Genomic DNA, 14,225 nt, shown 5'->3' with positions numbered 1-14,225 from the left:
AGGCCGGGACCCATACCCCCAGGGAGCAGTGTGGCGCGAGATGGTGGTGGGCAATCTTCGCCAAATTGAATTCGGTGGCTATGGGTCCCGGCTTTCGCCGGGACGACAGGGGAGTTTGTAGCTCCAGCCTCTACACAATCTCCCTTGCCCTCAACGCCGCGATCTCCGCCGCATCGAACCCCAGTTCTCCCAGCACCGCATCCGTATCCGCGCCCAGCTCCGGTGCCATCCGGTCCATCTTGCCCCCGCCATGCGCGAGCTGGAATCCGCTGCCGGCAAAACGCAGGCGGCCGTAGGGCGTATCCAGCTCCTGGATCGCACCGCGCGCCTTGATCTGCGGATGATCGATCACTTCCTCGACCTTCCAGATGCTGGCGCAGGGCGCGCCGGCGTCTTCCAGAATCGTCTCCCATTCGCGCGCCGGCCTTGCCGCGAGCGCCGCCTCGATGATGGCGCGCAGGGCCGGCTCGTTCTCGTTGCGCGCGAACCAGTCGGCAAAGCGCGGATCGGCGAGCGTATCCTCGCGGCCGAGCGCGCTCATCAGCGCGCGGTACTGCTTCTCGTTGTTGACGGCGAGCAGGATGTGGCCGTCGCCGCATTTGAACAAATTCGCGGTGGTCCGGCGGCTCACGGCCTGGTTGCCTGACAGCTGCTGGCGATGGCCGGCGACCGACCAGTCCGCGATCTGCCCCGACAGAAATGCCATCGTCGCCTCCAGCATCGAGACGTCGACGAACTGCCCCTTGCCGGTGCGGTCGCGCTGGTACAGTGCGCTCGATACGCCGAACGCAGCCGTGGCGCCCGAGAGCACATCGCAGACCGCAAAGCCCGCGCGCGTCGGTCCCGTCTCCGGGTGGCCCGTGATCGCCATGATGCCGGACAGCGCCTGCATCTTGCCGTCATAGCCCGGCCGCAAACGGTCCGGGCCGGTCTGGCCGAAGCCTGATACGGCGCAATAGATCAGCTTTGGATTGATCGCGGACAGCGCCTCGTAGCCGATGCCGAGCTTGTCCATCACGCCCGGGCGGAAGTTTTCCATGACGACATCGACCCGGGCGGCAAGCTTCTTCACGATGGCGATCGCATCGGGCTTCTGCAAATCGAGCGTCAGGCTGCGCTTGTTGCCGTTGATGGCCTGGAACGCCGGCGCCAGCCCGCGCTCGGCCCATTCGCGGCTGAGCGGCGTGCGGCGCATGTCCTCGCCCTCGCGCCGCTCGACCTTGATGATTTCGGCACCCAGCAGCGCGAGCTGGTAGCTCGCATAGGGGCCGGCCAGCACTTGCGTGAAATCCAGGATCTTCACGCCCTCGAACGGTCGCGTCACGTCGCTCTCCCTTTTTGTTTTGGTTGTCGGAGGACGTCAGGCGGCGCGGTTGCCGCGCGCGATCTCCTTCTGCTTGTCGAATTCGGCGCGGCGGCGCGCCAGCTCTTCCGGCGAGAGCTGCGCGACGTTGTTGTAGTCGAGCTTCCAGGAGGCGTCCTCGCTCCAGCGCAGCGGCGACTGCATCGTCGTCTGCGGGCCGCTCGCGGTCTCGAGCAGCCGAAGCGCCAGCTCGAGCGTCTGCGCCTGTGAGGTGACGTCGTGCGGCTTGCCGGCGGAATTGCCGAGCGGGAAGTCGGAGAACAGGAAGCGCGGCACGGCGGCGTGCTCGATGATGTCCTTGGCGCAGCCCATGATCACGGTCGGAATGCCGTTCCGCTCCAGGTGCCGCGCCACCAGCGCGGTGGTCTGGTGGCAGACCGGGCAGTTCGGCACCAGCACCGCGGCATCGACCTTGTCGGCAAGGCAGCGCGCCAGAATCTCAGGCGCGTCGGTGTCGAGGGTGACGCGATGGCTGCGATTGGTCGGCGCGCCGAAGAAGCGCGGCGCCACTTCGCCGATCCGGCCCGCGGCGGATGCCTTCAGGAGCTGCGGCAGCGGAAACCAGGTGCCGCTGTCGGTCGCCGAGGTGTGCTTGCGGTCGTAGCCGATATGCGAGATGCGCAAATCGTGCCGCTCGGCGGTGTCGCCGTCATAGACCTGGTAGAATTTCGCGCTGCCGTTATACGCCGCGCCCGGTCCCTGGTCGCCCTTGGTCGGATCGAACGGCGCAGCCGTGGTGATGATGGTGACGCGCGATTGCGAAAGCTGCTTCTTCAGCGGCTGGAACGGCGCCTCGGTGTGATGCGCCCAGCGGTACGGCGTGGTGTAGCCGATTGCGGCGTAATAGTCCCGGGTGCGCTGCATGTAAGGGACGGGAGAGTCATAGTCGGGCGCAAAGCCGAATTCGTCGTCGCGCGAAGCGGACATGGGGCGCGTCTCCTGGTTCTTGGTTAGGGCCAGACTAGAGATAGTCGGCGATTAGCTCAACGGGGGGAGGGGCGGCGCAGGACAGAATTGCAGCGCTGATAGAGCCAGCCGAGCTCTTTCCCCTCTCCCCTTGCGGGAGAGGGTGGCTCGCCGCGAAGCGGCGAGACGGGTGAGGGGTATCTCTCTGCGCGCAACTGAGCTCATGAAAGTAACCCCTCATCCGGCGCTTCGCGCCACCTTCTCCCGCAAGGGGAGAAGGGAAGAAGGCAGCGCGCGAGTTATCTGAAAATATGCAGTGCCGCGTATTGCAGCAGCATGATCGCCTTGGCGTCGATGATCCGTCCGTCCGCGATCATCGCCAGCGCCTCGTCGATGGAAAGCTCCAGCACCTCGATGTCCTCGCCCTCATGCTCGAGGCCCCCGCCGTCGCTGACGCGCATCTCCGGCTCGTATTCGGCGACGAAGAAATGCAGTTTTTCGGTGATGGCGCCGGGGCTCATGAAGGCCTCGAACACCTTGTGGACGTGGTGCAGGCGATAGCCGGTTTCCTCCTCGGCCTCGGCGCGAATGCGCACCTCGGGAGAGGCATCGTCGAGCACGCCGGCGGCCGCCTCGATCAGGAGATCGTCGTAGCCGCGGATGAACGCCGGCAGGCGGAACTGGCGCACCAGGATTACCGTGCGCCGTGCGCGATTATAGGGCAGCACGGCGGCGGCGTTGTCGCGTTCATAGGTTTCCCGGTGCTGCGTCTGCCACTCGCCATTGGCGCGCCGGTATTCGAACGTCGTGTTCTTCAGGATGGTCCAGTTGTCCGAGAGCACGCGGACGTCCTTGATGCGGACGCGGTCGGAAATGGTCATTGCTGTTTTCCGGGTGAGAACTAACGGGGCTGCTCGCGGCCGTCGAGCCACTTCTGGAACATCACCGAGGTGGATTCCTCGAAGCCCAGCGATTGGTAGAACGCATTGGCCTGCGCGTTCTCGCGGCGGACCAGGAGCTGGAGCTTGGCGATGCCCGCCTGGCGCAGCCAGTCCTCGGCCGCCGCCATGATCACCCGGCCAAAACCGCGCTTGCGGCCATCGGGATCGACGGCGACGTAATAGACCCAGCCGCGGTGGCCGTCATGGCCGACCATGACGGTGGCGACGATCGCGCTGCCACCGCGGCCGACCAGCACGGTCGAGTTGTCGCGCCGCCGCGCCAGCGCGATGTCGGCATGCGGGTCGTTCCAGGGGCGCGTCAGGCCGCAGCGCTGCCACAGCGCGACGACCGGTTCGACGTCGGCGTCGCTGATCGCGTCGATCGTGAGGGACATGCTCACAGTACCTTCCCCGGATTCATGATGCCGAGCGGATCGAGCATCGCCTTGATCGACCGCATCAGCTCGATCGCGGTCTTGTCCTTCACCTCGGGCAGCTCGTCGCGCTTGAGCACGCCGATGCCGTGCTCGGCGGAGATCGAGCCGCCCATGCGCAGCACGATCTCGAACACGACCGCATTCATCTCGTGCCAGCGCGCCAGGTAATCCGCGGTGTTGGCGCCGATCGGCTCGCTGACATTGTAGTGCAGATTGCCGTCGCCGAGATGGCCGAACGGCACCGGCCGCGCGCCCGGGATCAGTTTCACGACCGCGGCATTGGCTTCGTCGATGAAGGCGGGCACGGCGGCGACGGGAACGGAGATGTCATGCTTGATCGAGCCGCCCTCCGGCTTCTGCGCTGACGACATCTCCTCGCGCAGCTTCCAGAAGCCGTTGCGCTGGGTGAGGTTGGCCGCGATCACGGCGTCGTCGACGATCTCCTCCTCCATCGCGCGGGTCAGGATCGCCTCCAGCGGCGTGCGGGCATCCTCGCTGGCTGCGGACAATTCCATCAGCACGTACCAGGGATGTTTTGCTTCAAGCGGATCGCGCACGTCGATGCCGTGGCGGACCGAGAAGTCGACCGCCATCTCCGACAGCAGCTCGAAGCTCGTCAGCGCGTTGGCGGCTTCGCCCTGCGCGATCGTCAGCAGCTTGAGCGCCGCGGCCGGCGACTTCAGCCCGACGAACGCCGTCTCGACCACCCGCGGCTTGGGGAAGAGCTTCAGCGTCGCCGCCGTGATGATGCCGAGCGTGCCTTCGGCGCCGATGAAGAGGTTGTGCAGATTGTAGCCGGTGTTGTCCTTCTTCAGCTTCGAGAGCACGTTGAGCACGCGACCGTCGGCGAGCACGACCTCGAGCCCGAGCGCCATCTCGCGCGCGACGCCATAGGCGAGCGCGGCGGTGCCGCCGGCATTGGTCGAGAGATTGCCGCCGATGGTGCAGCTGCCTTCCGCGCCGAGCGACAGCGGAAACAGTCGGTCCACGTCGGCGGCCTTCTGCTGCGCGATCTGCAGCACCACGCCGGCCTCGCAGGTCATGGTGTTGGAGGCGGTGTCGACCTCGCGGATCTTGTCCAGCCGCCGCAGCGACACCACCACCTCGCCATTGTGCGGGGTCTGGCCGCCGACGAGGCCGGTATTGCCGCCCTGCGGCACCAGCGCGATTCTGTGCGCGGAAGCGAGCTTGCAGATCGCGGCGACCTCCGCGGTCGATCCCGGCCGCAGCACCAGCGGCGAGCGGCCGTGGAACAGGTTGCGCTCCTCGGTGACATAAGCCTCGATGTCGGCCGCATCGGTAATCGCGTGGCGGTCGCCGACGATCTTGCGGAATTGTTCGATCAGCTCGGGCGCAAGCGGAGGAGTGGCAGATTTATTGATGTTCATTGTCTCGTCTCTACTTCGCTCTTATCTCGCCACCGCAGCCCGGCGCAGCCGGTCGTTGATCGCTTCGCCAAGTTCTTCCTCGGGGATCGTCATCACCGCGATCGTCCGTGGGCCCTTCGCATCGAGGGTGCGAAGATAGCCGAACAGATTGGCGGCGGCTTCATCGAGATCACCGGTGGGCGACAAATTCATGACGGCCGTAGCAGCGTCAACGCCGGGCAGCCGCGCGGGGCCAAACGCCAGCAGCGCTTCGCCCGGCGCAACGTCCTGCGCGCGGAGCCGCACATTGGCGCGCGGCGCGTAATGCGAGGCCAGCATGCCCGGCGCCAGCGGCTGGCTGTCGTCGCTCTCGGCCTCCGCCGGCGGCCGCGCCAGGGCTGCGCCGAGCACGGCCTCGATCCGCTCGCGCGACAGTCCGCCGGGCCGGAGCAGCATCGGCGCGTCGAAGCAGCCGACAATGGTGGATTCGACGCCGACCGCGACCGGCCCGCCATCGACGATCAGGTTGATCCGCCCCGCAAGGTCGCTCTCGACATGGGCGGCCAGCGTCGGCGAGACGTGGCCGGAGATGTTCGCCGACGGTGCCACCACGGCCCCGCCAAAGGCACGCAGGATCGCCTGCGCCACCGGGTGGGCGGGAATGCGGATCGCGACCGTGTCGAGCCCGGCGGTGGCGAGATCCGCCACCGGGCAGCCGTCCGTCTTCGGCACCACCAGCGTCAGCGGCCCCGGCCAGAACGCCTGCGCCAGCTTCAAGGCGCGCGCGTCGAACCGCCCGATGGCCTGCGCGGCGGCAATGTCCGCGACATGGGCGATCAGCGGATTGAAGGCCGGGCGCCCCTTGGCGGCATAAAGATGGGCGATCGCGGTGGCATTGGCGGCGTCCGCGCCGAGCCCGTAGACCGTCTCGGTCGGAAACGCGACCAGCCCGCCGGCCGCCAGCGTCCGGGCGGCGGTCCCTGCGGCGGCGTCGCCAGCCGGTAGAATCAGCGTTTCAAGACCCGTTTTCACAGGGATAAAATTCCTCAACTCGGCCGCTTGCGGTGCGCCAAACCCAACGCTATAAGCCGGCCTCTTGTCGGAGTGTGGCTCAGCCCGGTAGAGCACTGCGTTCGGGACGCAGGGGTCGCAGGTTCGAATCCTGCCACTCCGACCATTATTTCAAGTACTTATAGTTTCTATGTTTTTCGGGCGCAATGAAATGCGCAATGATTTGAGGCACGGCAGCCATGCCGGTCGATCTCAAGGCGTACGCCAAGGACGTCGAGGAGCAGATAAAGCAGATCCGGGACGATCTGGCGCCGCTGGAAGCCGGGAAAATGACAATCGGGGAACGCGAAGGAAATGGGCCTTGGCGGGACGTCACGCAGGACATGGTCAAGCACCACAAGTCCTCCCTCCGGACCTACGAGCTTATTCTGGCTGACCTCCGGGCACGAATAGCCCACGGCGAATAGGGTTCAGCTCAGCGCCTTCCCCCAAACGCCTCTGCAGCCTCCTCCTGGAAATCTGGATGGTGATGGCCGTAGTTGGCCTCGAGCTGCTCCACGGTCATACCAAGCCAGCCAGCGGCTTCCCACATATCAACACCTGCCTGCATGAGCCAGGTCGCCGCGGTGTGGCGCAAGGAGTGGCGAACCACGTCATCGCCTAGCCCGGCATCCTCCAGGATCCCCTCCCAAGCCGATCTGATCTTGCCAGCAAGCGGCTGGCCATCGTGCATGCGGTTGACGACGAAGCGAATCTGATCGCCATCTTTCAAAAGGCCCGCCGCTCGCAGCTCGGACGAGCGCGTCTGGTCGATCTTGCGCCAACGGACCAAGTGAGGGCGTAGCCGGCTGGCAATCTTTGCGGGCGGGCGTCGCTTCTTGGTTGACCGTTCCAAAGCCCCCTTGCCTTGGTAAACCATCGCGTCCAGATTCATCCAGGGATGGGTCGTTGTCGGTAGCCACTGCGTTCGGCGGATCGTCTCTTCGCGGCGGGCGCTGTACATGCCAACCAGAGTGAAGCGAGCAGCCGGATAGCGACGACGGATAATCCATCGCTCACGTCTCATGAGCTTGCCATCTTCCCTGCGTTTCCAAGTCTCCCGCTCATTGTCCCACACGTAGCCAATCGCAGCGCCGAGCAAGCGGGCGGCTTCATTGCGTGTCAACCATCGGTGACGCCCCTCCGCCTTTGGAGGCAGGGTAATCTTTGGCACCACGTTAAGCGTGTGTTCCGCGTGATAAGCGTTAATTGCAGCCCGCAAGTCCTCGAGTCGACGTCGCGAGGTCTGGTCCGAGACAGTACCGTCGCGGGGCTGGATGCCGGCTTTCCTGTTGTTGTCGTTCGGCGTGCCAGTAGACCAGTCTACGAAATCGCGACAAAGCTGAGCCTTGAGTTCGCCGACCGTCTTGTCGCCAAAGAAGTTATTGAGATCTAGCAAACGAATGAGCAGCAGGTCGTGCTGGGCCCATGCCCGCTGGTCACTCTTGTCCTTAGGGCGCTTTGAAATTTCGTAAGCCGTGAGGACGTCAGCTATGGCGAGGACGCGGGGGTCAGTGGCGCCGATTGTGCTGGTATGTCGCTCGCCGATGTAGTTTTCGAGCGCCTTCGCAGCGCCGTCAATGTCGTCGCGGCCGCAGCCTGTGCGGATTTGCCGGCCGCGGTCGAGGATGATCCAGGTTTCATCATCCTCTCGGAACCAGAGGCGTGGGGGCTTGGCTTTACGGCCCGGCATGATGGCTTGACCAATTTGCGAATAGCGCGAGGGGTGGTCAGATCTTTGCCTGCCACTTTGGCGATTTCAAGAGTCCCAGCGGCTGCGGCCCTGCGCAACGAAGATAAGGTCAATGGACCGTGCGGAAAGAAAACGACCGCGGCCTCGACGAGAGTCATCACTTCGTCATCGTCCCATTGCGCAGGATCGGGCCGTGCTCTCGCGCGAGCGAGCTTGTCGATCTTGCGCTTTGGCATATTTTGAATGCGGTGCTCGTGAGTGCTCCAGGCCTTCGGATCGGCCGATGAATCCAAGGTGTATGCGAAATCTGCCGTTCGAGAAGCGCTGCATCTCGGTTGATGCGGCAATCGGTGGCTTGCGAGTGCAAATGGGACAATTTCGGACTCTTAATCAGCGGGTCCCAGGTTCGAGCCCTGGTGCGCCCACCAAATCTCCTAAAATTTCAGCCACTTGATGGTTCAGCCCGGGTCACGCTTGGGTCACGCAAAACGGCCGCCGCTCAATCGTTTCGAGGGTTTAAGGGATATCTGAAGGATTGGAATTCAGCGATGGGTTGGTGCCCGCGACAGGAACGTGTTTTCGCCATGCAATCGAATCCTTGAGCGCCGAACAGGATATCCGATCTTCTGGCCGACGCGTCGACAGGCGCCCTGGGCGCGCAGGCTGCGTTACCATCTCGCGGGACGCGCGGCCAGTCGCCGGAGCTCCTCAAGCAGCTTAGCCGCGGGCGCGGGCAATATGCCTTGTCGGCGTTTGAAGGCGGTCAGCGTCCTGGTACTTGTAGCACCCGGGATGTCCAGGACGTCCACCAGGCGAGCGCGGCGCTCGGCGTCGTAGATCGACTCCGGCATCCAGCCGAGAAAGCCGGAGCGGGTGACGAGGCTCTTCAGGACGATGATCGACCTGGTCTCGACCACGATGTTGGGCAGCCCGAGACCGTGCGCGCGGAACACCTGTTGCATGTGCTGGTAGGGTGCGGTGCCGCGCGGCGTGATCGCCCACTGCTCGTTCATCGTGTCTTTCAGGATCAGCTTCCGCTTCCTGCGCAGCGGGTGATTGGTGGCCGCTACGACATTGCTCTGGTCCTGCCAGCGGCAGTCGGCGATGGCCTCGATCTCGTCCGGTGCTTCGGCCGTAGCACTCAGCGCCAGATCGATCTCGTGTTTGATGAGCCCTTCGGCTAGGCGGTCCCATACGCCTTCGATGACGAAGACGGTGAGCTGGGGCCACTTCTTCAGGACGGCCCCTATCGCCAGCGGCAGAATGAGGCTCGCGATGTTGCCGACGGCGCCGACGCGGATCGTTCCCTTCGCCAGCCCGCGCATTGCGTTGAGTTCTTCCGTGGCGTTTTCGGCCTCGCGCAGTAGGAGCGTTGCATGTGGAAGCAGCGCGCTCCCGACCGCCGTGAGCTGCATTCCCTTCGAATGCCGCTCGAACAGTGGCGCGCCGACCTGCTGCTCGAGCCGCCGCACGGTGCGGCTGAGCGCCGGCTGCGTGACATGCAGCGTCTCGGCGGCCCGGCCGAGACTGCCGGCCGAGACGATCGTGGCGAAGGCGTTGAGCTGCTTGAGATCGAATGTCATGCAGAAAGGTAATGACTTTTCTGCAAAAAGGCAATTTTCAAACAAGTGGCTTATTTCCATGGTGGGGGCGGCCGAAAGTAGCCGCCAAGAACAGCGTCAAGAGCGCGGTCGAGAACCACAGGAAACGTCCAATGCAGGAAGCCATACGCTCCGCGATCCACGGAGTGCATTCGGACGCGGCGCCAGTCACGGTCCGCGACGCCGTCTGTGACCTGATGCGCCGGTTCGGGATGACGACGGTGTTCGGCAATCCGGGGTCGACGGAACTGCCGCTGTTCCGCAATTTTCCGGATGACTTCCGCTATGTCCTCGGCCTTCAGGAGGCCGTCGTCGTGGGAATGGCGGACGGCTACGCGCAGGCAACCTGCAATGCCGCATTCGTCAATCTGCATTCGGCCGCGGGCGTCGGCAACGCGATGGGCAACATCTTCACCGCGTTCAAGAACCGCACACCGATGGTCATCACGGCGGGCCAACAGGCGCGCTCCATGCTCGCCTTCGATCCGTTTCTCGCCTCGCGCGAGGCGACCGAGCTTCCGAAACCGTATGTGAAATGGAGCGTCGAACCCGCGCGTGCAGAGGACGTGCCGCATGCGATTGCGCGCGCTTATTACCTTGCCATGATGCCGCCGCGGGGGCCTGTGCTGGTCTCGGTGCCCGTGGACGACTGGGATCGTCCGGCGGAATTCCTGCCGGTCCGCCTGGTCAGCCAGCAAATTCGGTCGGACCCGATCGTCCTCGACCAGATGGCCCGGGCCCTCGACCGCGCGACGCGGCCGGTCTTCGTCGTCGGGGGCGCCGTCGACCGGGACTCGGCGTACGACGACGTGGTGCGCCTGGCAGAAGCGCACAACGCCCGAGTCTTCGTCGCCCCGATGACCGGCCGTTGCAGCTTTCCGGAGAACCATCGCCTGTTTGCAGGCTTCCTTCCGGCCATGCGGGAAAAGATCGTTGGCCTGCTCGCCGGCGCCGACCTCGTCTTCGCCATCGGCGCGCCGGCCTTCACCTATCACGTCGAAGGATCAGGACCGCACGTGCCGCCGGGCGCGAAGCTTGTCCAGTTGACTGACGATCCCACCACCGCCTCCTGGACGCCGGAGGGGATGGCCGCCGTCGGCAGCATCCGGCTCGGTCTCATCGATCTGCTTGCGCGGGCGAAGCCGCCGGTGCGCGTGGCCCCTCCGACCCGCGCGGCCGCACCGAGAGCGAGACCCACGGCCCCGCTGTCGACGGCCTATGTTCTGCAGTCGCTCGCAGAGATGAGGCCGGCCGAAAGCATCATCGTGGAGGAGGCGCCGAGCGCCCGGCCGGTGATGCAGGCCCACTTGCCGATCCTGCGCAGCGAGGGCTTCTACACCATGGACAGCGGCGGCCTCGGCTACGGGATGCCGGCGGCTGTCGGCGTGGCATTGGGAAAGCCGGGACGGCGGGTCATCGGCGTAATCGGCGACGGCTCGAGCCTCTACTCGATTCAGTCACTCTGGAGTGCGACCCGGTTGGCGCTTCCGATCACCTTCGTGATCCTGAGCAACGGGCGCTACGCCGCGCTGCAGGATTTCGCCCCCGCGTTCGGTTTCGCGTCGCAGGAGCCGGTTCAGGGCACCGACCTGCCGGACCTCGACTTTGTGGCGATCGCAACGGGAATGGGCTGTCGCGCGGTCCGCGTCCGCGGCGCCGAAGCCTTGCACGACGCTCTGGAGACCGCCTTCGCGTCCAATCGACCGATGCTGATCGACGTCGCGGTCGACGATCGCCTTTCGTCCGGACGAGCTGAGACAACCAGGGAGAAGACCATGAATGCGATTTCCATGCTGATCGACGGCGAGAAGCGGCAAGCCGCCGATGCTGCCACCTTTGAACGCAAGAACCCGCTCGATTCGACCGTGGCGACACGGGCCCCCGCTGCAACAGCGGCCGATGCCGTCGCGGCCGTGCATGCCGCGGCGCGCGCTTTTCCGGCCTGGTCCGCGACCGGTCCCTCGGAGCGGCGCGCGCTTCTGACCAAGGCTGCGCATTGTCTCGAGGCCAAGGCCGATGCCTTCGCGGCGGCCCTTGCTGCCGAGACCGGCGGGTCGGCGCTGTGGAGCGGCTTCAACGTCCATCTCGCTGCCGGCATGCTGCTCGAGGCCGCCGCAATGACGACGCAGATCGGCGGCGAGCTCATCCCGTCCGACGTGCCGGGAAGTCTCGCGATGGGCGTGCGCCAGCCGGCCGGCGTGGTTCTCGGCATGGCGCCCTGGAACGCGCCCGTTATCCTCGGCGTGCGCGCGATCGCGTTACCGCTGGCCTGCGGCAATACGGTGGTTCTGAAGGGGTCAGAGCTCTGCCCGGCGACGCATGGTCTGATCGTCGAGGCATTTCGCGAGGCCGGCTTCCCCCCGGGCGTCGTCAACTACGTCACCAATGCGCCGAAGGATGCCGCCGCCGTCGTGGAGGCGATGATCGCCGAGCCGGCGGTTCGCCGCGTCAATTTCACCGGCTCGACCCGTGTCGGTAAGATCATCGCCGCGGTCTGCGCCAAGTACCTGAAGCCTGTTGTGCTCGAGCTCGGCGGCAAGGCGCCGCTCGTGGTCCTCGACGACGCCGATCTCGACGCGGCGGTCAACGGCGCCGCCTTCGGCGCGTTTGCCAATTCCGGGCAGATCTGCATGTCGACGGAACGGATCATCGTGGACGAGGCCGTCGCCGATGCGTTCGTCCAGCGGTTGGCCGACAAGGCGGGGAAGCTGCCGCTGGGCGATCCCCGAAAGGGCCCCGTGGTGCTGGGTTCGGTCGTCGACATGGCGACCGTCAATCGCTGCAACGCGCTGATCGACGATGCGCTCGCCAAGGGCGCGAGGCTGTTGTGCGGCGGCAAGGCGGAGTCGACGCTGATGCCCGCCACGCTGCTCGACCACGTGACCCCTGACATGCGGATCTACAGCGAGGAATCCTTCGGTCCCGTCAAACCGATCGTCCGCGTCAAGGGAGAGGAGGCGGCGATCGCGTGCGCCAACGACAACGCCTACGGGCTGTCGTCGGCCGTCTTCACCCGGGATTCCGCTAGAGGCTTGCGCGTCGCCGCGAAGATCGAGTCCGGCATTTGCCACATCAACGGGCCGACCGTGCACGACGAGGCTCAGATGCCGTTTGGCGGCGTCAAGGACTCAGGCTTTGGACGGTTCGGCGGAAAAGCCGGCATTGCCGAGTTCACCGAGCTTCGCTGGATCACCATGCAGACGACCCAACGTCACTATCCGTTCTGACGTCGACGACCACAAGCAGGCCCAAGCGCCTGCAACAAACCTCGGCGCGCTGCGTCGCGTTCCCGGAGACTTCCGGGACCGCGGGCAGACAGCGAAGCCGGATGCAAATTCCCCTTTCAACGGAAGACTCAAATCATGAATCTCCCTGGTACACACGCGTCCACCGCAATAGACGTCGGCCAGTCGCTCGATGAGGGGCCGTTCACGGGCTTCCAGACGATCGTTGTCCTGCTCGCCGCGCTGTCGATCGTGATGGACGGGTTCGACGGACAGCTCATCGGATTTGCCATTCCGGTGATCATCAAGGAATGGGGCGTCACCCGGGGCGCCTTCGCGCCGGTGGTGGCGGCCGGTTTGATCGGCATGGCGATGGGCAGCGCATCCGCAGGTCTGTTCGCGGACCGCTTCGGTCGTCGCTGGGCCGTCATCGGTAGCGTGCTCGTGTTCGGTGTCGCGACCTCGGCAATCGGCCTGGCGCCCGACCTGGCCACGATCGCCGCGCTTCGCTTCATCGCGGGACTTGGTATCGGCGGAGCGCTGCCGACGGCGACAACGATGACCGCGGAGTTCACGCCGCAGCGCCACCGGACTCTGGCGGTGACGGCGACGATCGTCTGCGTGCCGCTGGGCGGAATGCTCGCGGGACTGTTCGCCAGCGCCGTGTTGCCCGCGCACGGCTGGCGGACGCTATTCTTCGTCGGCGGGTCGTTGCCGCTGGTCCTGAGCCTGTTGCTGCTGCTCGGGCTGCCTGAATCGCCGCGCTTCCTGGTTCGGCGCCCGGCGCGCTGGAGCGAGCTGGCGCGCCTGCTTGCGCGGATGTCGCGGCCGAGCCCGGCCGACGCCGCCTTCAGCGATCGGGTCGAGCAGAGTGTGGAGCAGCGCAGGGGCGTGGGCGCACTATTCAAGGATGGGCTCGCCCGCGACACGGTCGCGATCTGGTGCGCTTTCTTCATGTGCCTGCTCGCAGTCTACAGCGCCTTCAGTTGGCTGCCGACGATGCTGGCGTCGGAAGGGCTCGACGTGGCGGTCGCCGCCTCGGGGCTCACCGCCTACAATATGGGCGGGGTGTTCGGCGCCTTGTGCTGCGCCGTGGCCATCGCGCGCTTCGGCTCCCGCTGGCCGCTCCTGGTGTGCTGTGCCGGCGGCGCTGCAAGCGCTCTCGTTCTCGAGCAGCTCGGAACCAGGGATCATACCTCGCTGCTGATCGCCGGACTTGGCGTGCACGGCCTGTTCGTCAACGCGGTGCAGTCGACGATGTTCGCGCTGTGCGCCTATGTCTATCCGACCGCGGTGCGTGCGACGGGGACGGCGTCCGCGCTGGCATTCGGCCGGTTTGGTGCGATCCTGAGCGCGTTCGCGGGTGCTGCCGTTATCACCGCAGGGGGCGCTGCGGCGTATCTGGTGATGCTTGGCGGCGCGATGATTCTAGTCTTCGTCGCGCTGGTGATGGTCCGGCGCCATATCCCGGCGCTTGGCAGGCCGCAGGCGGCCGTCATCGCCATTCCGACAGGCAACTTGCAGCGGTCGTGACAGACCGTGCCTCGCCTTGCGCATGTGTCCTAGACGGCCTGCGCCGGAGTCCAAGACGGTCCCACGGGATTCTGAATAGGGTCAAGGTGGGACAAAAGGCCTGACGCGCA

At 65.6% G+C, this 14,225-nt stretch carries 11 protein-coding genes, 1 tRNA gene and 1 pseudogene; 5 read left to right on the top strand and 8 right to left on the bottom strand.

Annotation, left to right across the window (positions count from 1 at the left end):
* Nucleotides 1–130: 130 nt before the first annotated feature.
* From A3M7_RS0108785 to A3M7_RS0108760, 6 genes are all read right to left on the bottom strand, one after another.
* Nucleotides 131–1,324 (bottom strand): CaiB/BaiF CoA-transferase family protein, encoded by a 1,194-nt coding sequence (locus tag A3M7_RS0108785; protein WP_027543582.1) that lies wholly within the window; start codon nucleotides 1,322–1,324, stop codon nucleotides 131–133.
* A gap of 36 nt (nucleotides 1,325–1,360) precedes the next feature.
* The gene (locus A3M7_RS0108780) at nucleotides 1,361–2,290 is read right to left on the bottom strand and encodes a glycine/sarcosine/betaine reductase selenoprotein B family protein (RefSeq protein ID WP_027543581.1); all 930 of its coding nucleotides are present in this window, start codon (nucleotides 2,288–2,290) and stop codon (nucleotides 1,361–1,363) included.
* 278 nt (nucleotides 2,291–2,568) lie between these two features.
* Nucleotides 2,569–3,150, bottom strand: coding sequence for an NUDIX domain-containing protein (locus A3M7_RS0108775; protein WP_027543580.1), 582 nt, complete (start codon nucleotides 3,148–3,150; stop codon nucleotides 2,569–2,571).
* Between the two features lie 20 nt (nucleotides 3,151–3,170).
* Nucleotides 3,171–3,605, bottom strand: a complete 435-nt coding sequence (locus A3M7_RS0108770) for a GNAT family acetyltransferase (RefSeq protein WP_049823285.1) — start codon at nucleotides 3,603–3,605, stop codon at nucleotides 3,171–3,173.
* Between the two features lie 2 nt (nucleotides 3,606–3,607).
* Nucleotides 3,608–5,035, bottom strand: coding sequence for an FAD-binding oxidoreductase (locus tag A3M7_RS0108765; protein WP_027543578.1), 1,428 nt, complete (start codon nucleotides 5,033–5,035; stop codon nucleotides 3,608–3,610).
* Between the two features lie 21 nt (nucleotides 5,036–5,056).
* Complete coding sequence (locus A3M7_RS0108760; protein ID WP_027543577.1) at nucleotides 5,057–6,046, bottom strand: L-threonylcarbamoyladenylate synthase; 990 nt, start codon at nucleotides 6,044–6,046, stop codon at nucleotides 5,057–5,059.
* 68 nt (nucleotides 6,047–6,114) lie between these two features.
* Here A3M7_RS0108760 and A3M7_RS0108755 point away from each other — a divergent pair.
* Together A3M7_RS0108755 and A3M7_RS0108750 are read left to right on the top strand one after the other, a co-directional pair.
* Nucleotides 6,115–6,191, top strand: a tRNA-Pro gene (locus tag A3M7_RS0108755).
* Between the two features lie 73 nt (nucleotides 6,192–6,264).
* Entirely contained in the window at nucleotides 6,265–6,492 is a 228-nt protein-coding gene (locus A3M7_RS0108750) for a hypothetical protein (protein WP_027543576.1), read from the top strand.
* Between the two features lie 8 nt (nucleotides 6,493–6,500).
* Here the strand turns inward: A3M7_RS0108750 and A3M7_RS43910 are convergent, their stop codons facing one another.
* Nucleotides 6,501–7,757 carry a tyrosine-type recombinase/integrase gene (locus tag A3M7_RS43910; RefSeq protein WP_049823284.1) on the bottom strand — a complete coding sequence of 419 codons (1,257 nt, stop codon included), beginning with the start codon at nucleotides 7,755–7,757 and terminating at the stop codon, nucleotides 6,501–6,503.
* Nucleotides 7,758–8,425: 668 nt separating this feature from the next.
* Nucleotides 8,426–9,340, bottom strand: a complete 915-nt coding sequence (locus A3M7_RS0108740) for a LysR family transcriptional regulator (RefSeq protein WP_027543575.1) — start codon at nucleotides 9,338–9,340, stop codon at nucleotides 8,426–8,428.
* On the opposite strand from A3M7_RS0108740, the pseudogene mdlC reads away from it, so the two are divergent.
* The 3 genes and pseudogenes from mdlC to A3M7_RS43900 form a co-directional block, all read left to right on the top strand.
* Nucleotides 9,334–11,076: pseudogene (gene mdlC, locus A3M7_RS43905) on the top strand (benzoylformate decarboxylase); the annotation flags it as partial. The gene A3M7_RS0108740 and the pseudogene mdlC sit on opposite strands and share 7 nt — an antisense overlap.
* Before the next feature lie 57 nt (nucleotides 11,077–11,133).
* Nucleotides 11,134–12,585: an aldehyde dehydrogenase gene (locus A3M7_RS0108730; protein ID WP_027543711.1), complete on the top strand. Its 1,452-nt coding sequence runs from the start codon at nucleotides 11,134–11,136 to the stop codon at nucleotides 12,583–12,585.
* A 135-nt stretch (nucleotides 12,586–12,720) separates the two neighbouring features.
* A complete protein-coding gene (locus A3M7_RS43900; protein WP_156936843.1) occupies nucleotides 12,721–14,115 on the top strand; it encodes an MFS transporter in 1,395 nt (464 codons plus the stop codon).
* Nucleotides 14,116–14,225 lie beyond the last annotated feature (110 nt).

Origin of the sequence: Bradyrhizobium sp. WSM2254 (genome assembly GCF_000472645.1) — a bacterium.
Taxonomy (GTDB): Bacteria; Pseudomonadota; Alphaproteobacteria; order Rhizobiales; family Xanthobacteraceae; genus Bradyrhizobium; species Bradyrhizobium niftali.
Note: the sequence above shows the minus strand (reverse complement) of the source record. Positions and strands in the feature narration are given on the sequence as shown.